Source organism: Streptomyces sp. NPDC001530 (assembly GCF_042894545.1).
In the GTDB taxonomy this organism is placed as follows: Bacteria; Actinomycetota; Actinomycetes; order Streptomycetales; family Streptomycetaceae; genus Streptomyces.
On sequence record NZ_JBIAVS010000014.1, the window covers coordinates 218864 to 244604 of the forward strand.

General features: G+C 70.5%; 26 protein-coding genes and 1 riboswitch. Of the genes, 13 read left to right on the forward strand and 13 right to left on the reverse strand.

Annotated elements, in window-relative coordinates; all coding sequences use genetic code 11:
* Nucleotides 1–103 precede the first annotated feature (103 nt).
* Both ACFY0T_RS28840 and ACFY0T_RS28845 read right to left on the reverse strand, forming a co-directional pair.
* The gene (locus ACFY0T_RS28840) at nucleotides 104–1654 is read right to left on the reverse strand and encodes an acyl-CoA synthetase (RefSeq protein ID WP_388876521.1); all 1551 of its coding nucleotides are present in this window, start codon (nucleotides 1652–1654) and stop codon (nucleotides 104–106) included.
* Nucleotides 1651–2778: an NAD(P)H-dependent flavin oxidoreductase gene (locus tag ACFY0T_RS28845; RefSeq protein WP_388876524.1), complete on the reverse strand. Its 1128-nt coding sequence runs from the start codon at nucleotides 2776–2778 to the stop codon at nucleotides 1651–1653. The genes ACFY0T_RS28840 and ACFY0T_RS28845 overlap by 4 nt, the downstream gene beginning before the upstream one ends.
* Nucleotides 2779–2949: 171 nt before the next feature.
* Here ACFY0T_RS28845 and ACFY0T_RS28850 point away from each other — a divergent pair, with 171 nt between their 5' ends.
* Nucleotides 2950–4737, forward strand: a complete 1788-nt coding sequence (locus tag ACFY0T_RS28850; RefSeq protein ID WP_388876527.1) for a serine hydrolase — start codon at nucleotides 2950–2952, stop codon at nucleotides 4735–4737.
* Between the two features lie 59 nt (nucleotides 4738–4796).
* The gene (locus tag ACFY0T_RS28855; protein WP_388876530.1) at nucleotides 4797–5384 is read left to right on the forward strand and encodes a dihydrofolate reductase family protein; all 588 of its coding nucleotides are present in this window, start codon (nucleotides 4797–4799) and stop codon (nucleotides 5382–5384) included.
* Between the two features lie 6 nt (nucleotides 5385–5390).
* On the opposite strand, the gene ACFY0T_RS28860 is transcribed toward ACFY0T_RS28855, so the two are convergent.
* The 6 genes from ACFY0T_RS28860 to ACFY0T_RS28885 form a co-directional block, all read right to left on the reverse strand.
* Complete coding sequence (locus ACFY0T_RS28860) at nucleotides 5391–6953, reverse strand: phytoene desaturase family protein (protein WP_388876533.1); 1563 nt, start codon at nucleotides 6951–6953, stop codon at nucleotides 5391–5393.
* A 230-nt stretch (nucleotides 6954–7183) separates the two neighbouring features.
* Entirely contained in the window at nucleotides 7184–9463 is a 2280-nt protein-coding gene (locus tag ACFY0T_RS28865; RefSeq protein ID WP_388876536.1) for a tetratricopeptide repeat protein, read from the reverse strand.
* A gap of 62 nt (nucleotides 9464–9525) precedes the next feature.
* A complete protein-coding gene (locus ACFY0T_RS28870) occupies nucleotides 9526–10323 on the reverse strand; it encodes an oxygenase MpaB family protein (protein WP_388876832.1) in 798 nt (265 codons plus the stop codon).
* Between the two features lie 69 nt (nucleotides 10324–10392).
* Nucleotides 10393–11616, reverse strand: coding sequence for an acyl-CoA dehydrogenase family protein (locus tag ACFY0T_RS28875; RefSeq protein ID WP_388876538.1), 1224 nt, complete (start codon nucleotides 11614–11616; stop codon nucleotides 10393–10395).
* 126 nt (nucleotides 11617–11742) lie between these two features.
* The gene (locus ACFY0T_RS28880; protein WP_388876542.1) at nucleotides 11743–12507 is read right to left on the reverse strand and encodes a CbtA family protein; all 765 of its coding nucleotides are present in this window, start codon (nucleotides 12505–12507) and stop codon (nucleotides 11743–11745) included.
* Nucleotides 12508–12533: 26 nt separating this feature from the next.
* Nucleotides 12534–12755: a CbtB-domain containing protein gene (locus tag ACFY0T_RS28885; RefSeq protein ID WP_327426512.1), complete on the reverse strand. Its 222-nt coding sequence runs from the start codon at nucleotides 12753–12755 to the stop codon at nucleotides 12534–12536.
* Nucleotides 12756–12794: 39 nt separating this feature from the next.
* Nucleotides 12795–12953: riboswitch (cobalamin riboswitch) on the reverse strand.
* A gap of 114 nt (nucleotides 12954–13067) precedes the next feature.
* Here ACFY0T_RS28885 and ACFY0T_RS28890 point away from each other — a divergent pair.
* Entirely contained in the window at nucleotides 13068–13646 is a 579-nt protein-coding gene (locus ACFY0T_RS28890) for a histidine phosphatase family protein (RefSeq protein WP_388876545.1), read from the forward strand.
* A gap of 27 nt (nucleotides 13647–13673) precedes the next feature.
* Here the strand turns inward: ACFY0T_RS28890 and ACFY0T_RS28895 are convergent, their stop codons facing one another.
* Both ACFY0T_RS28895 and ACFY0T_RS28900 read right to left on the reverse strand, forming a co-directional pair.
* On the reverse strand, nucleotides 13674–14057 hold the full coding sequence (locus ACFY0T_RS28895) for a ferredoxin (RefSeq protein ID WP_388876548.1): 384 nt from the start codon (nucleotides 14055–14057) through the stop codon (nucleotides 13674–13676).
* A gap of 76 nt (nucleotides 14058–14133) precedes the next feature.
* The gene (locus tag ACFY0T_RS28900) at nucleotides 14134–14526 is read right to left on the reverse strand and encodes a nuclear transport factor 2 family protein (protein ID WP_388876834.1); all 393 of its coding nucleotides are present in this window, start codon (nucleotides 14524–14526) and stop codon (nucleotides 14134–14136) included.
* 82 nt (nucleotides 14527–14608) lie between these two features.
* Here ACFY0T_RS28900 and ACFY0T_RS28905 point away from each other — a divergent pair, with 82 nt between their 5' ends.
* The 3 genes from ACFY0T_RS28905 (at nucleotide 14609) to ACFY0T_RS28915 (ending at nucleotide 16671) form a co-directional block, all read left to right on the forward strand.
* Nucleotides 14609–15172, forward strand: coding sequence for a PadR family transcriptional regulator (locus ACFY0T_RS28905; RefSeq protein ID WP_388876551.1), 564 nt, complete (start codon nucleotides 14609–14611; stop codon nucleotides 15170–15172).
* 246 nt (nucleotides 15173–15418) lie between these two features.
* Complete coding sequence (locus ACFY0T_RS28910; protein ID WP_388876554.1) at nucleotides 15419–16114, forward strand: type 1 glutamine amidotransferase domain-containing protein; 696 nt, start codon at nucleotides 15419–15421, stop codon at nucleotides 16112–16114.
* Nucleotides 16115–16119: 5 nt separating this feature from the next.
* Entirely contained in the window at nucleotides 16120–16671 is a 552-nt protein-coding gene (locus ACFY0T_RS28915) for a TetR/AcrR family transcriptional regulator (RefSeq protein WP_388876557.1), read from the forward strand.
* Here ACFY0T_RS28915 and ACFY0T_RS28920 read toward each other — a convergent pair.
* Complete coding sequence (locus tag ACFY0T_RS28920; RefSeq protein WP_388876560.1) at nucleotides 16668–16859, reverse strand: hypothetical protein; 192 nt, start codon at nucleotides 16857–16859, stop codon at nucleotides 16668–16670. The two genes, ACFY0T_RS28915 and ACFY0T_RS28920, sit on opposite strands and share 4 nt — an antisense overlap.
* 21 nt (nucleotides 16860–16880) lie before the next feature.
* Entirely contained in the window at nucleotides 16881–17936 is a 1056-nt protein-coding gene (locus tag ACFY0T_RS28925; protein ID WP_388876563.1) for a LacI family DNA-binding transcriptional regulator, read from the reverse strand.
* 111 nt (nucleotides 17937–18047) lie between these two features.
* On the opposite strand from ACFY0T_RS28925, the gene ACFY0T_RS28930 reads away from it, so the two are divergent.
* The gene (locus ACFY0T_RS28930; RefSeq protein ID WP_388876566.1) at nucleotides 18048–19202 is read left to right on the forward strand and encodes a Gfo/Idh/MocA family protein; all 1155 of its coding nucleotides are present in this window, start codon (nucleotides 18048–18050) and stop codon (nucleotides 19200–19202) included.
* Between the two features lie 55 nt (nucleotides 19203–19257).
* On the opposite strand, the gene ACFY0T_RS28935 is transcribed toward ACFY0T_RS28930, so the two are convergent.
* Nucleotides 19258–19422 carry a hypothetical protein gene (locus ACFY0T_RS28935; protein ID WP_388876858.1) on the reverse strand — a complete coding sequence of 55 codons (165 nt, stop codon included), beginning with the start codon at nucleotides 19420–19422 and terminating at the stop codon, nucleotides 19258–19260.
* On the opposite strand from ACFY0T_RS28935, the gene ACFY0T_RS28940 reads away from it, so the two are divergent.
* From ACFY0T_RS28940 to ACFY0T_RS28965, 6 genes are all read left to right on the forward strand, one after another.
* Nucleotides 19384–19533 (forward strand): hypothetical protein, encoded by a 150-nt coding sequence (locus ACFY0T_RS28940; RefSeq protein WP_388876569.1) that lies wholly within the window; start codon nucleotides 19384–19386, stop codon nucleotides 19531–19533. The genes ACFY0T_RS28935 and ACFY0T_RS28940 overlap by 39 nt on opposite strands.
* Nucleotides 19534–19550: 17 nt before the next feature.
* Complete coding sequence (locus tag ACFY0T_RS28945) at nucleotides 19551–19709, forward strand: hypothetical protein (RefSeq protein WP_388876572.1); 159 nt, start codon at nucleotides 19551–19553, stop codon at nucleotides 19707–19709.
* Between the two features lie 432 nt (nucleotides 19710–20141).
* Nucleotides 20142–20756 carry a DUF1326 domain-containing protein gene (locus tag ACFY0T_RS28950; protein ID WP_388876574.1) on the forward strand — a complete coding sequence of 205 codons (615 nt, stop codon included), beginning with the start codon at nucleotides 20142–20144 and terminating at the stop codon, nucleotides 20754–20756.
* A gap of 383 nt (nucleotides 20757–21139) precedes the next feature.
* Nucleotides 21140–22708, forward strand: coding sequence for a carbohydrate-binding protein (locus ACFY0T_RS28955; RefSeq protein WP_388876577.1), 1569 nt, complete (start codon nucleotides 21140–21142; stop codon nucleotides 22706–22708).
* A 189-nt stretch (nucleotides 22709–22897) separates the two neighbouring features.
* A complete protein-coding gene (locus tag ACFY0T_RS28960) occupies nucleotides 22898–24346 on the forward strand; it encodes an alginate lyase family protein (RefSeq protein WP_388876836.1) in 1449 nt (482 codons plus the stop codon).
* A gap of 241 nt (nucleotides 24347–24587) precedes the next feature.
* A complete protein-coding gene (locus tag ACFY0T_RS28965; RefSeq protein ID WP_388876580.1) occupies nucleotides 24588–25637 on the forward strand; it encodes a LacI family DNA-binding transcriptional regulator in 1050 nt (349 codons plus the stop codon).
* Nucleotides 25638–25741 lie beyond the last annotated feature (104 nt).

Below are 25741 nucleotides of genomic sequence, written 5' to 3' on the forward strand. Positions count from 1 at the left end.
AACAGCTCCCGGGGGCGTTTCGGCATCAGGACGGGCGAGTGCGGCTCCGCGTGACAGGTCGCGAATGTGACCTGCGCCACATCAGCGGGATCCGCGTCATCGCTCACACCACTCGGGTGCGGCCCTCCCAGTACGGATCCCGTAGGCGCCGCTTGTACAGCTTGCCGTTCGGATCGCGCGGCATCGCCTCGATGAAGTCGACGCTCTTGGGGCGCTTGTAGCCGGCGAGTTGCCGCTCGCAGTGGTCAAGGATGGCGGCGGCGAGCGGCGGACCCGGCTCATGGCCCGGGGCGGGCTCGACGACGGCCTTGACCTCCTCGCCCCAGTCGTCGTGCGGGATGCCGAAGGCGGCGGCGTCGGCTACGGCGGGGTGGGTGAGCAGCGCGGCCTCGATCTCGGCCGGGTAGATGTTGACTCCGCCCGAGATGATCATGTCGATCTTGCGGTCCCGGAGGAAGAGATATCCGTCCTCGTCGAGACAGCCGAGGTCGCCGACGGTGAAGAAGTCGCCGATGCGGTTCTTCCGCGTCTTGGTCTCGTCCTTGTGGTACGAGAATCCGCCGGTGCTCATCTTCATGTAGACGGTGCCGAGCTCACCGGGCGGCAGCCTGTTGCCGTCGTCGTCGAAGACGGCGAGCTCGCTGATGGGCCACGCCTTGCCGACCGTGCCGGGCTTCTTCAGCCAGTCCTCGGCGGTCGCGAAGGCTCCGCCGCCCTCGCTGGCCGCGTAGTACTCCTCGACACTGTGGCCCCACCACTCGATCATGGCCCGTTTCACGTGGTCTGGGCACGGGGCGGCGCCGTGGATGGCGTGCCGCATGGACGACACGTCGTAGCGTTCCTTCACCGTGTCGGGGAGGGCCAGCAGCCGGTGGAACTGGGTCGGGACCATATGGGTGTGTGTGCACTTGTGTGCGTCTATAACACGGAGCATCTCCTCGGGCATCCACTTGTCCATCAGCACCAGGCGGTGGCCGATGTGCAGGGACGCGCCCGCGAACTGCAGCACGGCGGTGTGGTAGAGCGGTGAGCAGACCAGGTGCACGTTGTCGTCGTAGGGCTTGATGCCGAAGATGCCGAGGAAGCCGCCGAGGTACGACTCCTCGGGGAGCTTGCCGGGCAACGGGCGCCGGATGCCGCGGGGGCGTCCGGTGGTGCCCGAGGTGTAGTTCATGACCCAGCCGAGGGTGCGGTCGGCGGACGCCGACTCGGGCTGTTTGCCGAGGAGTTCGGCGTACGGCCGGAAGCCCTCGACCGCGCCGACCGCGTAGCGGTGCGTGGCCGGGAGCTCGGCCTCGTCGGCGGCGTGCCGGGCGGCGTCCGCGAACCGCTCGTGGGCGATGAGAACCTTCGCGCCCGAGTCGGAGACGATCCAGGCGATCTCGGGTCCGACGAGGTGGTGGTTGACGGGGACGAGATAGAGGCCGGCCTGTGAGGCGGCGAGATAGGCGACGAAGAACTCGACACTGTTGGGCAGGACGACCGCGAAGGCGTCGCCGCGTTCGAGGCCCGCGGCGCGCAGACCATGGACGAGCTGGTTGGCCGAGGCGTGCAGTCGCCCCGCGGTCCACTCCTCGCCGGTCGGGGTGATGAGGACGATCCGCTCGGGGTGGGCGGTGGCCTGGGCCCAGAAGCCGTTCGGCGGCGTGCTCACGACCGGTCGCTCCTTCCCGCGATGCGGTTGATCCGGTCGACGGCCTGGTCGAAGCCCCGGGTCAGCTCGTCGAAGACGGCCTGGACGCTGCGTTCGCTGTTCATCCGGCCGACGATCTGCCCGACGGGGGTGCCGAGCAGCGGCTCCACCTCGTACTTCTGGATGCGGGAGAGCGCCTCGGCCACGAGCAGCCCCTGGAGCGGCATGGGGAGCGTGCCGGGCCCGTTCGGGTCGTCCCAGGCGTCGGTCCACTCGGTGCGCAGCTGGCGCGCCGGCTTGCCGGTCAGGGCGCGCGAGCGGACGGTGTCGCCGGACCCGGCGGCGAGCAGTTTCCGGGTCACGGCGCGCGAGTGCATCTCGGCCTCGGTGACGGTCAGCCACAGGGAGCCCAGCCACACGCCCTGGGCGCCGAGGATGAGCGCGGCGGCCACCTGCTGTCCGCTGCCGATACCACCCGCCGCCAGTACGGGCAACGGGTCGACGGCGTCCACCACTTCGGGCGTGAGCACCATCGAGGCGATCTCCCCGGTGTGCCCGCCCGCCTCGTAGCCCTGCGCGACGACGATGTCGATGCCCGCCTCGGCGTGCTTGCGCGCGTGCCGGGCGCTGCCCGCGAGCGCGGCGACCAGTACGCCCTTCTCGTGGGCGCGCTCCACCACGTCGACGGGTGGTGAGCCCAGCGCGTTGGCGAGCAGCTTGATCGGATAGTCGAAGGCGACGTCGAGTTGGGTGCGGGCGACCTGTTCCATCCAGCCGGTGATGCGCCACCCGGACGCCTCGCCCTCGGCGAGTTCGGGCACACCGTATTTCGCGAGGGTGTCCTTGACGTACTGCCGGTGTCCCTCGGGGATCATCGCCTCGACGTCGGCCTCGGTCAGTGTTTGATTTTTCGGGGCTTCGACCTTCTTGGCGGGCATGACGACGTCCAGGCCGTAGGGCTTGCCGTCGACGTTCGCTTCGATCCAGTCGAGGTCGCGTTTGAGGTCCTCGGGTGCGGTGTAGCGGACCGCGCCGAGCACACCGAATCCGCCCGCGCGGCTGATGGCCGCGGCGACGGCGGGAAACGGCGTGAAGCCGAAGATGGCGTGCTCGACTCCCAGTTTCTTGCTCAGCTCCGTCTGCATGGCCGCAGGATGCCGCAGTCCTCCGGACGAGGGAAGGGGTTTTCTGATGCACCGTCAGATTTCTTCAGGCCATTCGAGGAGGGTTGACACGCCCACGCCTGACAGGAAAGTTTCACTCCGCACGGCGGACCGGGAAAGATACTTTCAGGCAGCGCGGCAGGAGGCTCCTCGATGGCCAAGGACACGGCGGGCAGCGGGACCGGCGGGCTCACCCGTCGTCAACTGGGCAGACGGGTACTGGCGTTGGGCGGCGCGCTGGCCGTCGCCCCCTTCCCCGCCGGGCCCGCGGCGGCCGCGGAGGACGGCGCCGGACACCCGACCCTGCGGCGCGGACCGGCCGAGCGGGCGGGTCTGCTGCCGGAGCATCTGCGCCAACTGGTCACCGACGCCGAGGCGTTCCTCGGCCCCTCCCCCAAGCACCCCTGGTACGCCGGCGCCGTGCTCCTCGCCGGGCGCGGCGGCACCGTGGCCCTGCATCAGCCGATCGGCATGGCGGTGCGCTACGCGGCGTACGACGAGAAGACGGACACCGGCGTCGAGTTCCCGGCCGACCAGCAGATCCCCGCCTTCGAGGACACGGTCTACGACCTCGCCTCCGTCTCGAAACTGTTCACCTCGATCCTCGCCGTGCAGCAGATGGAGCGCGGCGCGCTGGAGTTGGAGGCGACCGTCGCGTCGTACCTCCCGGAATTCGCGGGCGGCGGCAAGCAAGACATCACGATCCGTCAACTCCTCACCCATACCTCGGGGTTCCGCGCCTGGATCCCCCTCTACAACGCGCCGACCCGTGAGGGGAAGCTCCAGCTCATCTGGGACGAGGCGCCGCTCAACCCACCGGGCACCAAGTACCTCTACTCGGACCTGAATCTGATCTCGCTCCAGCTGGTCCTGGAGAGGATCACCGGCCGCACCCTCGACACGCTCCTCCACGACGAGATCACCGACCCGCTCGGGATGTACCGCACCCGGTACAACCCGCCCGCCTCCTGGAAGCCGAAGATCGCCGCCACCGAGGACGCCCGGCTGCCCTGGTCGGGGCTGAACCGCGGGCTCGTGTGGGGCGAGGTGCACGACGAGAACGCGTACTCCCTGGGCGGAGTCGCGGGCCACGCCGGCGTCTTCTCCTGCGCGTGGGACCTCGCGATCCTCGGCCGTACGCTGCTGAACGGCGGTGTGTACGGGAGGGCGCGCATCCTCAAGCAGGAGACGGTGGACCTGATGTTCACCGACTTCAACACCGCCTTCCCCGGCGACGAGCACGGCCTCGGCTTCGAGCTCTACCAGCACTGGTACATGGGGGCGATGGCCACGCCGCGCACCGCGGGCCACACCGGCTTCACCGGCACCTCGCTCGTCCTCGACCCGACGACCGACTCCTTCCTGATCGTCCTCGGCAACTCCGTCCATCCGGTGCGCACTTGGCGATCCGGTTCCGCTCCCCGCGTCGCCACCGCGAACGACCTGGCCCGAGCCGTACCGGTGCGCCCCGCGCGCGGCCGTACGTCCTGGTTCTCCGGCATGACGAACGCGACCACGGCGACGCTCACCCTCCCCGCGCTCGACACCACCGCGGGCCCCGCGCGCCTGGACTGCGCCCTGTGGTGGGACACCGAGCCCCAGTCGGACCTCCTCTTCCTGGAGACCTCGACCGACGACGCGGCGACCTGGCAGCCGGTCCCGTTCATGACCGTGCCACGGGACGGGGACCCGCTGGAGCATCCGGCCGGTACGGCAACCGGCTGGTCGGGGCGGGTGTGGCACCGGCTCACCGCGGACCTGCCCCAGGTCCCGCGGCTCTTGCTGCGCTGGCGGTACACGACCGACCGGCTGTACGTCGGCCGTGGCGCGTACGTCGACGGTCCCCGGGTCGAGGCCAGGGGCCGGGTCATCTTCGACGAGGCACGGCCCGCGGACGCGGCGCGTATTGAGGCGGTGGGCTGGGTGGCGTCCCGGGACTGAAGGCTCGAAGGTGGAGGTGTGCGTCACGGCCCGCATCCACCCTGAAAGGGAGCGACGGCATGGGCAGGATCATCGTCACCGAATTCGTCTCGCTCGACGGCGTCCTCGAGGCGCCCGGCGGAGGTGAGGGCTTCAAGTACGACGGCTGGAGCTTCGAGATCGACCGCGGAGACGGCGGCAACCAGTTCAAGCTCGACGAGACGATGAACTCGGACGCGCTGCTGCTCGGACGCGTCACCTACGAAGGGTTCGCCGCCGCCTGGCCCTCCCGCGAGGGCGAGTTCGCGGACAAGTTCAACAGCATGCCCAAGTTCGTGGTCTCCTCGACCCTCGACAAGGCCGAGTGGAACAACTCCACCGTGCTCGGCGGCGATGTGGTCGGGGAGGTCACGAACCTCAAGCGGACACAGCCCGGGAACATCGTGGTGCACGGCAGCGCCCGGCTGGTGCAGACCCTCATCGAGAACGACCTGGTGGACGAGTTGCGCCTGATGGTCTTCCCGGTCATCCTCGGCACCGGAAAGCGCCTCTTCGGGGCCACGTCCGACAAGAAGCCGCTGCGTCTGACGGACTCCAGGATCGTCGGCGACGGCGTCGCCATCCTCACCTTCGAGCGGCCACCACAGCCCGCCGAGACGACTGCCTGACCGCCCTCAGCGCCCGCGATCCTCCTCCAGCACGGCCATGGCCGCGTTGTGCCCGGGCACCCCGCTGACCCCGCCGCCGCGCACCGCGCCCGCCCCGCACAGCAGCACGTTCGCGTGCCGGGTCTCGACGCCCCAGCGGCCCGTGCCCTCCTGCGCGTACGGGAAGGCGAGGTCACGGTGGAAGATGTTGCCGCCGGGCAGCCGCAGGTCGCGTTCCAGGTCGAGCGGGGTCTTCGCCTCGATGCAGGGGCGGCCTTCGGCATCGCTGGCCAGGCAGTCGGCGAGCGGCTCGGCGAGGTGGGCGTCCAACTGGGCGAGGGTCGACTTCAGCAGTTCGTCCCGTACGGCGTCGTTGTCGCGCGCGAACAGCCGGGCGGGTGTGTGCAGACCGAAGAGGGTGAGCGTCTGGTAGCCCTGCTCGACGAGGCCCTGGCCGAGGATGCTCGGGTCGGTGAGCGAGTGGCAGTAGATCTCGGAGGGCGGGGCGGTGGGCAGCTCACCGGACGCGGCCTCGGCGTGGGCGGTCGCCAACTGCTCGTACCCCTCGGCGACGTGGAAGGTCCCGGAGAACGCCTCGCGCGGGTCGACGGAGGTGTCGCGCAGCCTCGGCAGCCGCTTGAGGAGCATGTTCACCTTGAGCTGGGCGCCCTCGGCCGGGGTGGGCGGCTCGTCGCCGGTGAGGTGCGCGAGTTCCTGCGGCGAGGCGTTCACGAGGACGTGCCGGGCGCCGACAACGCCCTCCCCGTCCGCGGTTCGGTAGGTGACCTCGGCGGCCTGCCCGTCCGTCTGGATCCGCAGCACCTCGTGGCCGGTGGCGATGGCGGCGCCCGCGCTGCGCGCCGCCGCCGCGATCGCGTCGGTGAGGGCGCCCATGCCGCCGACCGGCACGTCCCAGGCGCCGGTGCCGCCGCCGATCACGTGGTAGAGGAAGCAGCGGTTCTGCCGCAGCGAGGGATCGTGGGCGTCGGCGAACGTCCCGATGAGGGCGTCGGTGAGGACGACACCGCGTACGAGATCGTCGGCGAAGTACTCCTCGACGGCCGCGCCGACCGGCTCCTCGAAGAGGATCCGCCAGGCGTCCTCGTCGTCGACGCGGGCGCGCAGCTCCTCGCGCGTAGGCAGCGGCTCGGTGAGCGTCGGGAACACCCGCTGGGCGAGGCGGCCCGTCATCCCGTAGAAGCGCCGCCATGCCTCGTACTCGCGGTCCGAGCCGGTCAGCCGTGCGAACGCCTCACGGGTGCGCCGCTCGCCGCCGCCGACGAGCAGTCCGGTGGCCCGGCCTTCGCGTTCGACGGGCGTGTACGACGAGATGGTCCGCCCGCGGACGCGGAAGTCGAGGCCGAGGTCCCGCACGATCTTCCGGGGCAGCAGGCTGACCAGGTACGAGTAGCGCGACAGGCGGGCGTCGACTCCGGCGAACGGCCGGGTGGACACGGCAGCGCCCCCGGTGTTCCCCAGGCGCTCCAGCACCAGCACGGACCGGCCGGCCCGGGCCAGGTAGGCGGCGGCGACCAGTCCGTTGTGGCCCCCGCCGACGATCACGGCGTCGTATCCCTCGTGTGCAGGCATGGTTCTTGGTAGCACGAGATGATCTAGGTCGGCCAGGGGTGCGCGGCAGCCGGCGGGCAGCCGTATGGGGGCGTGGCTTCCCTCCCGGCCGGGGCTGGAGTATTCCAGCCCGTCCGGCGTTTGAGGACGAGCGCGTCAGCGCGATACGCGGGGTCTGGGGGCGGAGCCCCCCAGGTGCGGGACGGGTAGGGGCGGAGGGGGCGAAAAACCACCTCACGCCCCACCCCCGCTCAGTGCCCCCCGGACGCCCGCCGCTGCTGTAACGCCGCCACCCTGCGGTACAGCTCCACGGCCTCCTGGCCGCGCCCCAGCTGCTCCAGGCAGTGGGCCTCGTCGTTGCGGCTGGCGAGGGCGTCGGGGTGGGCGGCGCCGAGAACGCGCTCGCGGGCGGTGGCGACGCGGCGGTACTCGGTGAGGGCGTCGGACCAGCGGCCGAGCCAGCCGAGGCCGACGGCGACCTCGCGGCGGCTGACGAGGGTGTCCGGGTGGTCGGGGCCGAGGACGCGCTCGCGGATCGCGCAGACGTCGCGGGACTCGGCGAGGGCCTCCTCCCAGCGGCCCATGCGGCCGAGGTTCACGCCGAGGCCGTGCCGGGCACGCAGGGTTTCGGGGTGGGCGGGGCCGTGCACGCGGGTGCGGTCATCGATCAGGTCGCGGTACAGCTCCAGGGCCTGCGCGCTGCGGCCGAGCCGGCCGAGGCTGATGCCGACCTCGTAGCGGGCGGCGAGCGTGTCCGGGTGGTCGGGACCCAGCGCCTGCGCGCGGGCCTCGGCCAGCTCCTGGTAGGTGTGCAGTGCCTCGGGCCAGCGCCCCAACTGGCCAAGCGCGTAGGCGACTTCGTACCGGGTGACGAGGGTGTCGGGGTGGGTCGGGCCGAGCACCCGGGCGCGGGCCGCGGCGACCTCGCTCGCCATCCGGTACGAGTCCTCCAGGCGCCCGAGCCTGCTCAGGTTGAAGGCGAGGTTGTGGCGGCAGCGCAAGGTGTCGGGATGGTCGGGGCCCATCGCGCGCTCCCGGGCGCCGAGTACGGACGTATAGGCCTGGTGCGCCTCGAAGTGGCGGCCCAACTGGCCCAGCACGTATGCCATTTCCTGGCGTGCGGCGAGGGTGTCGGGGTGGTCGGCGCCGAGTACCCGCTCCCTGACCTGGGCGACATGGGCGTACTCGCGCAGCGCCTCGGCGGGGCGTCCGGTGCGGCTGAGCGTGAAGCCGACCTCGTAGCGGCTGGCGAGGGTGTCGGGGTGGTCGGGCCCCAGAGCGTGTTCGCGCTCGGCGGCGACGGCGCGGTGCACTTCGCCCGCCTCGGTCCACCGGCCGAGCCGCCCCAGGCTCAGCCCGGCGTTGTGCCGACCCGCCAGGGTGGTGATCAACTCCGGTGAGGGGGTGGGCCGTTCGGTGCGCTCGGGCTCGCGGATGAGGGCCGGTGAGGGGCGGGCGATCCACTCGCCGGTGAGGCCGGCGGCCGCGTCCGGCGGGGTGGTGCGCAGTCCGGCGCCGGTCGCCTTGTGGCCGGTGGTCATACCGCGGGTCCAGGACGGCAGCCGGGGTTCGCGGGACGGCGGCTGCTCGGGGCGCGCCTGCGTCGAGGGCGCCAGGGGCCGCTGCTCCGCGGCGGGTTGCCGCACCGCCGGGGCCACCACGGTCGGCACGTACACCGGGGTCGTGCGGCCCGCGCTGATGCGGCGGCCGAGTTCACGGGCGTCCTGCGGGCGCTGTTCGGGCTGCTTGGCGAGCAGATCCAGGATGATCTCCTCGAAGTACTCGGGGAGTTCGGCCCGGTGGGTGCGGGGCGGTTCGGGCGGCGTGTCGCGGTGGCCGACGAGAACGGCCCAGGCGTCGTCGAGGTCGAACGGCGGTGCTCCGGTGGCGATTTCGTAGAGCACACACCCGAAGGAGTACAGGTCGCTGCGCTGGTCGACATGGGCGCCGCTGATCTGCTCCGGCGACATGTAGTGCGGGGTGCCCATCGCGATACCGGTGCCGGTCAGCCGCGAGGTGAAACCGATGTCGTGGCCGAGCCGGGCGATCCCGAAGTCGCAGATCTTCACCGTGCCGTCGGCGAGCCGCATGATGTTCGCGGGTTTCAAGTCGCGGTGCACGATGCCCTGTTGATGGGTGTACGCGAGCGCGGCGGCGACCTGGTCGGCGATGTCGACGACCTCGGCGACCGGCAGCGGATGCTGCTTGTTGTCCTCCAGGAGCTGGCTCAGATTCCGCCCCTCCAGCAGCTCCATCACCAGATACAGCACACCGTCGGACTCGCCGAAGTCATGGACGACGGTCACCCCGCGGTGCTGCAGGGCGGCGGCCACCCGGGCCTCGCGCCGAAACCTCTCCCGCAAAACGCGCGTGAAGGACTGATCGTGGTGCGGGCCGAGCGGCTTGAGGCACTTGACCGCCACCTGCCGGCCCAGCGACTCGTCGCGCGCCCGCCACACCTCGCCCATGCCGCCACGCCCGATGAGATCGAGCAGTCGGTACCGGCTCTGGATCAGCCTGGTCTCCGCCATCTCGTGCGATCGCCCCCGTCGCTGCTCGCCGCGCCCTCCCCTGGCCCGTCCAGTATGGCGAGTTATCTGCCGACTTTGTACGGTGCCGGGCGCGAGCCGGGGCCGAGCCGTGACATGGCGCGCAGAATGTGTTTGGGCGGGAGTTGCCAGCGCAGACGTGCGGGAATACAGCGCAGCAAGGTGCCCGTGACACGCAGGCGCAGGGTCACCGCGGCGGGCGACGGGGCCGCCCTGCCGTACAACTCGTGGGCGTACGGCGGCAGAGAGGCGTACGCCAGATGCGCCACGCGCCGCCACAGCAGTGCGCGCGCCGGCAGGAGCAACGGGTGGATCGGCGGGCGCATCAGGAAGGCGTCCACGTCACGGGCCTCGGGCCCCGCCGCGAGCTCCGGCAGCACCTTCTCGAAGTACGCGGCCAGCTCCGCCTGATCGGCCGGCACGTCGGCCGGGTCGATCCCCACCAGCTGTGCGCTGACCCGGTTTTCGGCGATGTAGCGGTCGGCCTGTGCGTCCGTGAGATGGAACCCCGAGCGGCGCAGCACGTGCAGATAGGAGTCGATCTCCGCGCAGTGCACCCACAGCAGCAGCTCGGGTTCGTCGATCGGGTACCGCTCCCCCGTGTCCGGGTCGCTGGCCTTGAGCATGCCGTGGATCTTCCGCACCCGGGCGCCCGCCTTCTCGGCGGCTTCGCAGGTGCCGTACGTCGTCGTCCCCACGAAGTTCGCGGTACGCATCAGCCGCCCCCAGGCGTCGCGCCGGAAGTCCGAGTTCTGCATGACGCCGCGCACCGTGCGCGGATGCAGGGCCTGGAGGTAGAGCGCACGGATTCCGGCGACCCACATCATGGGGTCGCCGTGCATCTGCCAGGTCACCGAGGCAGGGCCGAAGATCCCCGGGTCACCCCTCTGAAAGGCCTCCACACCAGCAGGCTAACGCCGGACCCGCGGCATCCCCAGACCGATCCAGGAGATGATTTCGCGCTGAATCTCGTTGTTTCCGCCGCCGAATGTGAAGATCACCGCCGATCGGTAGCCGCGTTCCAGCTCGCCGTGGAGCACTGCGCCCGCGGAGCCCTCCTTGAGGACGCCCGGGGCGCCGACGATCTCCATCAGCCAGGCGTACGCCTCGCGCCGCGCCTCGGAGCCGTACACCTTGACGGCGGAGGCGTCCTGCGGGGTGAGGGTGCCTTCCTGGACGGCGTTCACCATCTGCCAGTTGAGCAGTTTCATGGCGTCGAGCCTGGTGTGGGTCTGGGCCAGGCGGCGGCGCACCCAGGGGAGGTCGATGACGCGGCGGCCGTCGGCGAGCTTGGTCTCCATGGCCCAGCGCTGGACGTCGTGCAGGGCGCGGATCGCCATGGTGCCGTGGGCGGCGAGCGTGACGCGTTCGTGGTTGAGCTGGTTGGTGATCAGCCGCCAGCCCTTGTTCTCCTCGCCGACCCGGCGCGAGACGGGGACGCGGATGTTCTCGTAGTAGCTCGCGGTGGTGTCGTGCGAGGCGAGGGTGTTGATGATCGTGCAGGAGTAGCCGGGGTCGGAGGTCGGCACCAGGAGCATGGTGATGCCCTTGTGCGGCGGGGCGTCCGGGTCGGTGCGGACGGCGAGCCACACCCAGTCGGCGGTGTCGCCGTTGGTCGTCCAGATCTTCTGCCCGTTGACCGTGTAGTGGCCGGTGGCCTCGTCGCCCTCCCGTACGGCTTTCGTCTTGAGCGCGGCCAGGTCCGTGCCGGCGTCGGGCTCGCTGTAGCCGATCGCGAAGTCGATCTCGCCGGAGAGGATCTTCGGCAGGAAGTACGCCTTCTGCTCCTCCGTGCCGAACTGCATGATCGTCGGGCCGACGGTGTTCAGGGCCATCAGCGGGAGCGGGACCCCCGCTTGGGCCGCCTCGTCGAAGAAGATGAACTGCTCCACGGGGCTCAGCCCGCGCCCGCCGTACTCCTTGGGCCAGCCCACGCCGAGCCAGCCGTCGGTGCCGAGGCGGCGGATGGTGTCGCGGTAGAAGCGCTTCTGCGCGGCCGGGTCTGCGATGGGGGCACCTCCCATGCCTTGAGGGCCATGGGGGAGGGCGTAGGCCTTGTCCGGCACCAACTGGGCGAAGTAGCCACGCAGTTCGGTGCGCAACCGCTGCTGCTCCGGCGTGTATTCGAGATGCACGGCGCCTCCTGGCTCCCAAGGCCGACCTGACGGCGCACACCGTAGAACGTGTTTCAGTAATTGGGAATGCCGACGACATGCGAGAGGGGCGGTCCCGGCCGACCGGGACCGCCCCTCTTCATCCGCTCAGTGGGCGACGGGAGTCGCCTCGGCGGCGACCTCCTTCTTCCGCCCGGTGGCCGGCCGCGGAGCCAGCACCCGCTCCGCCAGGAACCCGAAGACGAGCCCGAAGGCGGTCCACAGGGTCAGCTGGATGGCGAGGGCCGCGAGGCGGAACTGCCAGAGCAGGGTGGCGGAGAAGTCCTTCGGGACCTCGTTCACCGCCGGCAGGAACGCGTACGCGAGGCCGATCGCGAGGCCGAAGAACGCGCCCGCCGCGATCGTGGCGTTCCAGTTGCCCAGGCGCGGCGCGAGGCGCTTGCCCAGGATCACGGTCGCGACGGCCAGCAGCACGCTGAGGACCATCATCAGGAAGTACAGGGTGGTGCGCTTGCCGATGGTGTCGGGGTCGCCGACGGACGGCGGGTTGGCCGGATACTTCAGGAACGGCACGACGTAGACCGCGAGCAGGCCCGCGGCCGACAGCAGCAGCGCGCTCGCCCGCGGTCCGAAGCGGCCGATCCTGCCGAGCGCGAAGCAGTACGCGAGGGCGGCGATACCGCCGAACGCGACCCCGTAGACGAGCACACCGGTGGCCAGACCGCCGGTGGACTGCATCGTGCGGGAGACGGCTTCCATGCCGTGCTCGTGGGAGTGCGCCTCTTCGTAGGAGATCGCCGAGTCGACCCGCGGCTCCCCCAGGAAGTAGGCGGCGACCAGGGCGAGCAGGCCCGCGGCGAGACCCGCGAGCATGCCACGCACCAGAAGGTTTCTGACAGTTGCTGAGTTCATGAGCTCGTACGTTTCCTCGTCGCCAGTCAGTGGCACGGGAAGCCGAGCAGGTGGCGGGCGTCGTGGACCCACTCGTGGACGTTCTCGCCGGACACGAGGGAGGTGGCGCCCTGTTCGGCGCCGACGAAGTAGAGCAGGACCAGCATCAGGATGCCGAAGAAGACCGCCCAGGGGGCGATCGCGCCGATCGGCAGCTTGGCCGGAACGGCGGTGGGGGTGGCGGTCGGCTGAGCGACGGACTGCGCCATGGGGCAGAACCTCCTGGGGAACTCGCGTCCCATCTCGGTGGTGCACAGGACGACGGCCGCGGGTCTGACTTGCCCAGCCTTCGCCGCCCCTGGCGGGAGTGGCTCGTGCTGGGTTTACAGTGGCGCGACCGTGCCGGATTTCCACCGGACTTCCGCCGAACCGTCGTCGATTTCGACGCGACCGTACCGCGAAGCCGGGATCCGGCCAAGGGCGCACGGAGCGCCACACCGTGCGCCCCTTGCCCCGGGGACGCCACCGGTTCCCGTACCGCACAAGGTTTTTCGCAGACGAGAACTCACGAAAGTGGATGGATGACGAGCCGAGTGATCTTCATCTCAGCGGCGATCAGCGAGGCGCTGCGCGAGGCCCGCTTCGACGACGGATGTCCGGTGGATGCCGCGGGGGTGCGGCTCGCGCGCGCGGCAGCGGGTGCGGTGCCGGTCGCGGAACGGCTGTGGGTCTCCCCCACCGTGCGATGCCGCGAGACCGCGGGCGCGCTCGGCCTCGAAAGCGCCCTGGACGTGGCGGAGTTGGCCGGTCTGGACGTGGGTCACTGGCGCGGGGCGACCCTGGCGGAGGTGAGCGCGAAGGAGCCGGAGGCGGTGGCTCGATGGCTGGCCGATCCCGGGTCCGCGCCGCACGAGGGGGAGTCGGTGCGGGCGTTCTGCGACCGCGTGGCGGGGTGGCTGGACACCGCCTCGCACCTCTCGGGCCGGACGGTCGCGGTGGTGGAGCCCGAGGTCGTACGGGCCCTGGTGGTACGGGTGTTGGGCGCACCGGAGGCGGCCTTCTGGCGCGTCGACGTGCCGCCCCTGACCGCCACCGAGTTCAGCGGCCGCGCAGGTCGCTGGAACGTGCGCGCCGGACGCCCGCTCGGCGAGCCGGCCTGACCCGCGTCCCGCCCTGGGCCGAGGTGGCTACGAACCCGAGCCCAGGGTGGCGAGGAAATCCGTGCACGCCTGCGCGCAGGCACGGCACGCCTTCGCTCCGTCCTCCGCGCCCGCGTACCCGTCGAAGACCTGCGCGCACTCCAGACAGATGGCGCGGCACCACTCCACCTGTGCGCGGATGCCGTTCTCGTCCAGATGAAGCTGCTCGGACAGTACGAGGCAGGTCGCGTCGCACACTTCCGCGCACAAGACGCCCTTGCGGCGTACGAGATGCTGTTCCTTCGGCCCGTCGGGATCCATGAGGCTCGCGCGCAGCGCGCACGCCCGGGCGCATTCGGTACAGGCCTGGGCGCAGACGAAGCGGTCCTCCAGGAACCGGAAGAGCTCCTGCTGGGAAGTTGTTGATGTCACAACGCGCGGGTAACCGGGGGGAATCGTGTCAAACCCCGAACCTCACACCCCGGCCACCCGGTGCGGGCGACGGCCATCACGCTTCCGCCGCCTCCCGCGAGATCTGCTCGAACTGCGCGCCCATCGCCGCGGAGAGTGCCTGGGCCGCCGACAGCGGGCGGACCATGACCATGAGGTCGTCGATCCTGCCGTCCTCGTCGAAGTGCAGGAAGTCGCAGCCGGTGATCTCCTTGTCGCCCACCTTCGCCTGGAAGACCAGCGCGTGGTCGCGGCCGTCGGCACCGGCGATTTCGCGTACGTACCGGAAGTCGCTGAAGACACGCGAGACGCCGCGCAGGATGGCCGCCGTGATCGCCTTGCCCGGGTAGGGCTTGAAGACGACGGGGCTGGTGAACACGACGTCGTCGGCCAGCATCTCCTCGATCGCGGCGAGGTCTCCTGCCTCCACGGCCTTGCGGAAGGAATGCATCACGCCTGCCCTTCATACTCAACTAATTGAATAGGTGCGGATCAGATTAGTCGCGGGGGTGTGCGACGTCTAGCCTTGGGCCATGGCATTGCGCAACGCGGTCCTGGCCGCGCTTCTGGAGGGTGAGGCGTCGGGGTACGACCTGGCCAAGGGGTTCGACGCGTCGGTGGCCAACTTCTGGATGGCGACCCCGCAGCAGCTGTACCGGGAGCTCGACCGCATGGAGTCCGAGGGGCTCATCGAGGCCCGGCTCGTCCAGCAGGAGCGCCGGCCGAACAAACGGGTGTTCTCGCTGACCGAGGCGGGCCGTGGCGCACTGCGCGCGTTCACGGCCGAGCCGTCGAAGCCCACGGCCATCCGGGACGAGCTGATGGTCAAGGTCTATGCCCTCGACGAGGGCAACGACGAGGCCGTACGGGCGGCGATCACCGAACGGCTGGAGTGGGCTCGCGGCAAACTCGCCCACTACGACCGGATCCGCGCCCGGCTCCTCGACGGGCGCACCGAGGACGAGTACCTGGCCGGGGCCGAGCGCGTCGGCCCGTATCTCACGCTGATGGGGGGACGCGCCTTCGAGCAGCAGAACATCCGTTGGGCCGAGCGGGCCCTGCGCATCCTGGAGCAGCGCGCCGCCGTGGCGCGATAGTTCCGCGCCTCGGTACCGCTCCTTGGTCCCGTGCCGTATTCCCGGAGGGGTCATTGGATGCCCTATGCCTGCAAAAGGCTTCCCTATTGGTCACCTATGGCGGACCCGCATACCGTCGAGGACATCGCCGCCCTGACGATCTGAGCGCAGAGCGTCAGGGCGTAGGACGACGTACGACGACGTACGACGCCGTATGGCCAAACCCCCCCCGGTCCGTCAGGGCCCGCACTCTCGGAGACACGTACCATGTCGAAGATCCTTTTCGTGATGACCGGCGTCGACTACTGGACGCTCGCCGACGGCACCCGGCACCCGACCGGCTTCTGGGCCGAGGAGGCCGTCGCCCCGTACGAGGCGTTCAAGGCCGCGGGCCACGAGGTCGTCGTCGCCACGCCGGGCGGCGTCGTACCGACGGCGGACAAGGGAAGCCTGGCGCCCGAGGTGAACGGCGGCCAGGAGGGCGCCGACCGGATCGCGAACGCCCTCGCGTCGATCGCCGAGCTCCAGCAGCCGATCAAGCTGGAGGAGGTGGACCTGGACGACTACGCGGCGGTCTTCTACCCCGGCGGCCACGGCCCGATGGAGGACCTCGCGGTCAACGCCGACTCCGGCCGCCTCCTCACCCTCGCGCTCGACTCGGGCAAGCCGCTCGGTGTGGTGTGCCACGCTCCCGCCGCGCTGCTCGCCGCCACCCGCGCGGACGGCGGCAACGCCTTCGCGGGCTACCGGGTCTCCGCCTTCACCAACGCCGAGGAGACCCAGGCGGGCCTCGCCGACAAGGCAAAGTGGCTGCTCCAGGACCGGCTGGTCGAAGCGGGCGTCGACTTCCAGGAGGGCGAGCCGTGGGCCCCCAAGGTGGTCGTCGACCGCAACCTGGTCACCGGCCAGAACCCCTCCTCCTCCGGCCCGCTCGCGGTCGAGCTGCTGAAGAAGCTGGGCTGACCCTCATGGCCACCGACCGGCTCGACGAGGTCCTCGACGCCGCCTACGACTGCCTGACCCGGTACGGCGTACGGCGCACGACGATGGACGACATCGCCTCCGCCATGGGCGTGTCCCGGTCAGCGGTCTACCAGTACGTCCGCAGCAAGGACGACGCCTTCCGCCGCCTCGCCGGACGCCTGCACGAGCAGGCGCTCGGCAGGGCCCGGCAGGCGGCTGCCGAGGACGCCCCGCACGCCGAGCGCGTCCGGGGCGTCCTCGCCGCCAAGCTCGACCTGGCGCGCCGGCTTGCCGGGGACTCCCCGCACACGGCCGAACTCCTGGACGAGAAGGCCCGGTTGTTCGGCGACATCTGCCACGCCTTCACCGGCGAGCTGCGCCGCCTGCTGATCGCCCTCTTCGCCGAGGCGGACTCCGCGGCCGGTGTCGAGCCCGCCGAGGCCGCCGACATCTGCCTCGCCCTGGTCGTCGGCCTGGAGGCGGCGCCCGACGGCAGGCGTCTGCTGACCCCGGCGACCGACGCTCTGCTGACGGGGCTGCTGGGCGCGCCCGTCTAGCAGGAGATCAGTTCCGCGGTGGGTCCGTGGCGGACCAGCCGGCCGTCCTGCAGCAGGTGCACGGTGTCCGTGTAGGCGGCGACCAGAGGGAGTTCATGGCTGACCAGCGCGACGGCCATGTCGCGTTCGGCGCGCAGGCGTTGGAGCAGCTCCAGCACGGCGGTGGCCGTGTCCGGCCTGGCCACCACCGCCGTACTCCTGCTGCGCCGCTACTCGGCGTCCCTGACCGCCCGCGCCACCACCGCTCCGGCTCCCGCTCCGGCCTGACCGCGCGGCGGCGCTGTCGTGCCGCGGACTTCGAGGACCGGCGCGGTGAGGACGACCTCGCCGGGGCGGGCGGGGTCGTCGATCCGGTCGAGCAGGCGCTGCGCGGCACGGCGGCCGACGTCGTGGCTGGCGTTGTCCACGGTGGTGAGCCACAGGTGGCGCAGGCGTGAGAGGTACGTGTTGTCGTAGCCGACGAGGGAGAGGTCGCGCGGCACCTGGAGGCCGAGCTCCTCGGCGGCCGACAGGGCGCCGACACAGGCGATGTCGTTGAACGCGAAGACGGCGGTGGGTCGTTCGGGGGCGCTGAGCAGCCGGACGGTCGCCCGGTAGCCGCCCTCCTCGGTCAGGTCGCCCTGTTCCACGATCGCCGCCTCGGCCAAGCCGTGCTCGCGCATGACCGCCTCGAAGCTGCGGCGGCGCAGCTCACCGACCATCCCCTGCCCCGCGATGTGGGCGATGCGCTGGTGGCCCAGGCCGATGAGGTGCTCGGTGGCGAGGCGGGCGCCCTGCTCGTCGTCGTTGGCGACGACGTCCACACCGGGCAGCACGGGCTCCCGGGCGCCCGCGACCACGGTGGGAATCCGCCCGGCGGCCGTACGCAGCGCTTCGGAGACCGGCAGTGTGCCGACGGCGATCAGACCGTCGACCCGCAGGTCCATGAAGGTGCGGGTGAGATCCTCGCCGAGGCGCCGGTTGAGGTGGCCGTCGGCGAGCAGCATGTGCAGACCGGAGTCGTGCAGCCGGGAGTTCAGGCCGTCGAGCAGCTCCACGAACCAGGGGTTGCGCAGATCGTTGAGGAGCACCCCGACCGTGCGGGTGCGCCGCTCGCTGAGGCTGCGCGCGGCGGCGTTGGGCCGGTAGCCGAGCTCCTCGACGGCGGCCAGCACGGCCTGCCGCTTCTCCTCGCGGACCTGGTCGGACCCGCGCAGCACGAGGGAGACCAGCGACTTCGACACTCCGGCCCGTTCGGCGACGTCGCGAATCGTCGGTGCTCTCATGGTCTGGACCGTTCCATACGGCCGGTGGGCTTGTCAAAGGGCTTGACACGTCTCATAAGGGCGTTCAATGTGAGCCGGGAACTTGTTGGACCGGTCCAAAGAGGGGCAGTCATGGTGCGTACGCTCGGCGTTGCCGTCGTGGGGTTCGGCTGGATGGGACGGGTGCACACCCAGGCGTATGCCCGCGTGCCGCACCACTTTCCGCAGCTGTCCGTACGGCCCGAACTGGTCACCGTCGCCGACGAGGTGCCCGGCCGCGCCGAGGAGGCCGCGGCCCAGTACGGCTTCGCCACCGCGGCCCGGGACTGGCGTGAGGTCGCCGCCGATCCCCGAGTCGAGGCGGTGAGCATCGCCGCCCCGAACTTCCTGCACCGCGAGATCGGCGTCGCCATGGCCGAGGCGGGCAAGCACATCTGGATCGAGAAGCCGGTGGGCCTGACCGCCGGGGACGCCCGCGCGGTGTCGGACGCGGTGGCCAAGGCCGGGGTCCAGGGCACGGTCGGCTTCAACTACCGGGGCGCGCCCGCGGTCGCCGCCGCCCGCGAACTGATCGCCTCCGGCGAGCTCGGCACCGTCACCCATGTCCGCATCCGGCTGTTCAGCGACTACGCGGCACATCCCGAGGGCGCGCTGACCTGGCGCTACGAGCGGGAGCGGGGCGGCAGCGGGGTCCTCGGCGACCTGGCCTCGCACGGCGTCGACCTGGCGCGCTTCCTGCTCGGCGAGATCGAGGCGCTGACCGCGGACACCGCGATCTTCCTGCCGGAGAGGGCCCGCCCGACGGGCGCGACCGCCGGTCACACGCGCGCGGCGGGCGGTGAGCTGGGACCCGTGGAGAACGAGGACTACGTCAACTGTCTGCTGCGCTTCGCCTCCGGCGCGCGAGGTGTGCTGGAGGCATGCCGGGTCTCGGTGGGCGAGCAGAACAACTACGGCTTCGAGGTGCACGGCACCAAGGGCGCGGTCTTCTGGGACTTCCGGCGCATGGGCGAACTGGGTGTCAGCCGGGGCACGTCGTATCAGGACCAACCGGTCAGCACCGTGTACGTCGGTCCTGGAGACGGCGAGTACGCCGCCTTCCAGCCGGGCTCGGCCAACGGCATGGGTTATGACGACCTCAAGGTCATCGAGGCCCACCACTTCCTGCGATCCATCGCTGACGACACCCCATGCGGCGCGACGCTGGTTGACGCGGTTCACAGCGCTGCCACGCTGGACGCCATGTCACGCTCCGCCGAGCAGGGGACGTGGGTGACCCTGGCATGAGCGTGGCAGGGAGCATACGGATTGGGGTGATCGGCGCGGGCATCATGGGCGCCGATCAGTCGCCGAACTCGCCGCCGAACGGGGCCTGTTCTGCGCGGAGGCCCTCTGAACCCACTTCCTGCCCAAGTTCGACGTCGTCCGCCAGGTCCTCGACTCCGGTGCCCTCGGCGACATCCACACCGTGCTGGCCGAGTTCGGCGAGCACTTCACCGCCGAACACCACATCCTGCGCGCGGAGTTGGCTGGCGGCCCGCTGCTGGACCTCGGCACCTACCCGTCGCGCTCGCCACCTGGATCCTCGGCGCCCCGGCCGGGGCCGACACGCCCTTGACGTACACCGAGCCCCAAGTGGCCCACAACGCCCTGCACTTCGAGGCGGCGGAGGTCGCCCGGTGCATCGCCGCCGGCCGACTCGAGTCCCCGATCCGACCGCTGGACGACTCGGTCGTCACACTCCGGACGATGGACGAGATCCGCAGGCTGTGCGGCATCGCCTTCCCGGGCTGAGCACGCTCGCCGTTTCGCTCACACCACGCCTCCCGATGCCCGGCGATCGTCCGCGAACTCGAATCCGTCGTCGCGATCGAGCCTTCCGCGCAGCGAGGGATTCGAACTCTTGAATCGGGCATCGCATGTTCGAGTGCCGAGCCAATCGGCGATGGCCCGGTCGCGGTTACGGCTTCCACCCCTATCGGCGTCTGTACAACGGCCCGGTACGCCTGAGTCTGCAGCCGCCGGAGGCTCCGTATGTCAGGTGTGACGAGCGTGGTCCGGTGTGCGGGTGCGGGACTAGGCTGAAAAGTGCTCGGGCGGCCACCCACACCGAGAGGCGCCCCCGATGTCGATCTTGTGGCCAAGTGGGCGCGCGATACGCGTCCACGGCCCGTCTTCTCTGGTGACATCTGAGCGCAGGCGTGCGCATCAGGCAGGTGAAGAGAAATGGCTTGGAATCTGAACGGCACATATCTGGAGAGCTGTAACTGCGATGTCGTGTGTCCATGCACCACCTCGGGCCTCACCGCACCCGCAGACCACGAGCGCTGCCAGTTGACTTTGGCGTTCCACGTCGACCGCGGCGAGGTCGACGGCGTGGACGTGTCGGACCACAGCGTCGTCCTCTTCGCCGACGCGCCCCGCCTGATGGCCGACGGCGGATGGCAGGTGGCGCTGTATGTCGACGGTTCGGCCGACGACGGCCAGGCGGACGCGCTGGGCAAGGTCTTCTCCGGGCAAGTGGGCGGGCCGATGGCGGCGCTCACCCCCCTCATCGGCGAGGTCCTCGGCGTCGAACGCGTCCCCATCGACTACCACGACGACGGTCGCCGCCACACGGTGGTGGTAGCAGACACCATCGACATCGAGATCGAGGACCAGGTGGCCCCACAGTTCGGCGAGCACGGTCCGGTGATGGGGCTGACCGGCATGTTCCACCCGGCGAACAGCACGCTGACGATCGCCCGGTCCACCCGCGCGACCGGCAAGGGCGTACACGGCCGCTCGTGGGACTTCACCGGCCGCAACGGACACGCGGCGCCCTTCTCATGGTCGGCATGACCAGAAGAAGGATCACTGTCCGCCGCAGCGCTTGAGCATCTCGGCGGTCTTCCGGACAGCTGCCCGGAAGACCGCCGACGGCTTCCATTTAGTTCATGTCTGTGAATAAGGATCAAGTACCCGTCTATTGACGCGTTCACGGCAAGTCTTTAGCGTTGAAGAAAGCGCTTTCCCTCAACGGATGCGTCGTCCGACTGTCCGGCCTGTTCACGCTGCCGAACCTGCCGCACCTGCCGCACCTGCCGCACCTGCCGCACCTGCCGCACCTGCCGCACCTGCCGCACTCGGAACCGCGCCAGAAAAAGGGGGTGCCCGCACAGTTCCTCGACCGCCCCTTGTACGGAGTCCCTGGTCAGACGAACCAACCAACATGGAGACCAACGATGCAGCTGAGACCCGTCATCGCGTGCGTCAGCCTGTTAGCAGGCGCGCTCGTCGCGCTGTCAGGCACCACGGCGCAGGCCGCGTCCACCCGCTATGAGGCCGAGAGCTCCCCGGCGGTCTGTACTGGCACCATCGACTCCGACTGGGCCGGCTACTCCGGCAGCGGATTCTGCAACGGCACCAACGCGGTAGGCGCCTACGCGCAGTTCACGGTGAACGCCCCCGCCGCGGGCACGGCGACACTGAACGTCCGCTTCGCCAACGGGACCACCACCGCACGGCCTGCCACCGTCACGGTGAACGGCTCGACAGCCACGACGGCGTCCTTCGAGAGCACCAGCACGTGGGGGGCCTGGACGACGAAGACGCTTACGGTGCCGGTGAGTTCGGGCAGCAACACCATCCGGTTCAGCCCCACCGCTTCCGCCGGTCTGCCCAACCTCGACTACCTCGACGCCGATGTGCCGGGCAGCACCACACCGCCGTCGGACTCCGCCCTGTACGTGGCGCCGAACGGCAGCGACAGCGCGGCCGGAACGCAGTCGGCCCCGACAACGCTCACCTCGGCGATCAGCGGCATCACACCCGGCGGGACGATCTACCTGCGCGGCGGGACCTACAGCTACGCGCAGACGGTCACCATCCCGCCCACCAACAACGGCACCTCGAGCGCCCGCACGACACTGTCCGCCTACCCGGGAGAGACCCCGGTACTGAACTTCTCGGCCCAGACCGAGGATTCGGCCAACCGCGGGCTGGCCGTGGACGGGTCGTACTGGCACGTCAACGGCATCGTCGTCGAACACGCCGGTGACAACGGGATCTTCGTGGGCGGCAGCAACAACATCATCGAGCGCACGGTGACGCGCTTCAACCGTGACTCGGGGCTGCAGCTCTCGCGGATGGCCTCCAGCACCCCCAAGGACCAGTGGCCGTCCAACAACCTGATCCTGAGCGCGGAGTCGCACGACAACGCCGACTCCGACGGCGAGGACGCCGACGGCTTCGCCGCGAAGCTCACCGTCGGTTCCGGGAACGTCTTCCGCTACGCCGTGTCCCACAACAACATCGACGACGGCTGGGACCTCTACGCCAAGACGGACACGGGAGCCATCGGCCCGGTGACCATCGAGGACTCCCTCTCCTACGACAACGGCACCCTCAGCGACGGCACCGTGAACTCCAACGGCGACCGCAACGGCTACAAGCTCGGCGGCGAGGACATCGCGGTCAACCACATCGTCCGGCGCAGCATCGCCTACCACAACGGCAAGCACGGATTCACCTACAACAGCAACCCCGGCACGATGACGGTGTCGGACAACGTCAGCATCGACAATGCCCAGCGCAACTACTCGTTCGACGGCGGCACTTCGGTGTTCCGCAACAACACCTCGTGCCGCAGCACCAGCAGCGGGACGAACGACCGGATCATCGGCGACGCCGACAGCTCGAACCAGTTCTGGTCCGGCTCGAACGGCTCCCGGTGCTCCTCGTACTCCGGTGCCCTGCACTGGTCCCTCGCCGCGGACGGCCACCTCGTCGTGACCTTCGGCGGACTCAGGTAGCGCCGTGACGAACGTCCGGCCCATCCGGTTCGTCCGGATGGGCCGGACGGGTCACGGGCGCACCGTGTCCCGCAGTCGCCCAACTTTCTGTTATCGACCGCGTTCCACGACGTCTCCTGTGCGTAGGCATCCCCTGGCACCGAGCGTGAAGGAACCAAGTCAGTGACAGCACAGATCAGTCGCCGGAACATGCTGAAGATCGCCGGTGCGGCCGCGGGCGCCGCCGGGGCCGGCACTGCCGTTGCCGCGGCGGGCCCGGCGTCGGCGGCCGCTGGTGTCTTCGCGCATCCCGGGATGCTGCACACCCGGGCCGACCTGGCCCGTATGGCGGCCAAGGTGAAGGCCGGTGCGCAGCCCTACACGGCCGGTTTCGCCAAACTGACGGCCAACCGGCATGCGCAGAGCACCTGGACGGCCAATCCCCAGGCGACCGTCTACCGCGGCTCGGGCACGCCCGAGAACTACGCCACGCTCTACAACGACGTCCACGCGGCCTACCAGAACGCCCTGCGCTGGCACGTCACCGGTGACACCGCGCACGCCGACACCGCCCGCGACATCCTCAACGCCTGGTCGGCCAAGCTGACCAAGCTCGACGGCAGCGCCGACCGGTTCCTCGCCTCGGGCCTCTACGGCTACCAGTTCGCCAACGCCGCCGAACTCGTCCGCGGCCACGACGGCTTCGAGCTGGCCCGCTTCCAGAAGATGATGCTCAATGTCTTCCACCCGCTGAGCGAGGACTTCCTCGCGAACCACAACGGCGCCTACGTCACCAACTACTGGGCCAACTGGGACCTGACGAACATCGCCTCCGTCCTCGCCATCGGCATCCTGTGCGACGACCGTGCCAAGGTCGATCGCGCCGTCGCGTACTTCAAGCACGGTGCAGGAATGGGCTCCGTCAAGAACGCCATCCCGGTCGTCCACTCCGACGGCCTCGCCGAGTGGGCCGAGGCCGGCCGCGACCAGGGCCATGCCCTGCTGGGCGTCGGCCTGATGGGCACCATCTGCGAGATGGCCTGGAACCAGGGCATCGACCTGTACGGCTACGACGACAGCCGCTTCCTCAAGGGCGCCCAGTACGTGGCCAAGTGGAGCATGGGCGGCGACATGCCCTACACCTCGTACACCCGGAAGAAGGGCGCGCCCGGCATCTGGTCGGGCACGGAGACCGCGTCCCAGGCGGCGGCCGTCGACCCGGCCATGGCCCGGCCGATCTGGGCCATGATCGCCAACCACTACACCAAGCGCCGGGGGCTGGACGCGCAGTACCTGACGCGGATCGCGGCCCGGTTCGCGCCCGAGGGCGGCGGCGGTGACTACGGCCCCAACAGCGGCGGCTACGACCAACTCGGCTTCGGGACCTTGGCGTTCACCCGCGCTCGGGCCACCGTGGTCGAGGCGACGGCGTCGCCGACGCCCTCGACCGCCGCATCCGGCGCGTCGGGCTCCGGCGCTGCGTCCGCCGCCCCCTCCGCCGGCGCGAGCCCTCAAGGCGGCAGGAGTGGCGACCTGGCCGCCACCGGCTCCTCCGACCTTCCCGCCTGGACCGCTGCCACCGGCGTCGCCGCCCTCGCGGGCGGACTGCTCCTGCTGCGCCGCCGCGGACGGGTCCGTCGCGACGCCGAGCAGGAGTGACGAGCGGTCCTGGACCGGCTCCCGGCAACCGCACGCCCGGGAGCCGGGAGGCCGCGTCCCCGGGCCTCCGGCGAGGTCACATCCCGGCCGCGGCCGCCTTCAGCTTCCCGGCCGCCAGCCGCAGGCGCCACGGTTCTTATCCGAGCATCAGGATTCTTTAAAGCGCTTTAAGTCGCTGGTAATATGTGCCGCGTCTATTCGGTGAGTCAAGGGTGTTACGGCAGAGAAGTCCAGGAAGGCGATGGCAGAGCACGTGGACGAATCAGCCCCCGCTACCACTCCCCCGCGTACGGGCGCCGGACCGCGCCCGCGCCTCGAGGACGTGGCGGCCCGGGCAGCCCTGTCGACAGCCACCGTGTCGCTGGTGCTGCGCGGCGCGCCGGGCCCCAGTGAGCGCACCCGCAAACGTGTCCTTCAGGCGGCCGCCGACCTGGGATACCGGCCGGACCGGAACGCGAGCCTCCTCGCCCGTCGGCGCAGCCGGCTGCTCGGGGTCATGGTCGACGTGCACAGCGCCTTCCAGGCCGAGCTGGTCGAGGACATGTACATCGCGGCCGAGGAGGTCGGCTACGACCTCGTGCTGAGCACGGTGACCCGCACCCGCGACGAGCACAAGTCCGTGGAGACCCTGCTCGACTTCCGGTGCGAGGCGCTGATCCTGCTGGCGCCGGAGGCCCCCGCCGCACAACTGACCGCGCTGGGCCGCAAGCTGCCGGTCGTCGTCGTGGGGCGCCGCGTCGGCGCGGAGGACCTGGACGTCGTCCGCACCGCCGACGACGACGGGGTGGGCCAGGTCGTCGACCATCTGGTCGGCCTGGGGCACCGCTCCATCGCCTTCGTCGACGGCGGCAAAGGTGTCATCGCCGCCGACCGCCGCCGTGGTTACCAGGACGCCATGCGCCGCCACCACCTCGCCGAGCACATCCGCGTCGTGCCCGGCGATCACACCGAGGCGGCCGGCGAGCGGGCGGCCCGGCAGTTCCTCGCCGAGGACGGTCTGCCCAACGCGGTGGTGGCGTCCAACGACCAGTGCGCCGTCGGGGTCCTCGCCACGTTCAGTCGCGCCGGCGTCGATGTCCCCGGCACCGTCTCCGTGGCCGGCTACGACGACAGCGCGCTGTCCCGACTGGCCTGCTTCGACCTCACCACCGTGAGCCAGAACGCCGCGGACCAGGCCCGGCACGCCATCACGGCCGCCGTCGCGCGCCTCGACGAGGGCCGCACCACGGCGCGCGAGATCGTCCTGGCGCCTCGGCTGGTCGTGCGCGGGACCACGGCCGCGGTCGGCTGACCCGTCGGCGGGGCGCCCTCAGGGGCGTACGACGTCAGAGGCGTACGCCCTCAGAGGCCAGGACATCAACGGCACACGCCTTCAAGGGCGAACGCTTTCAAGGG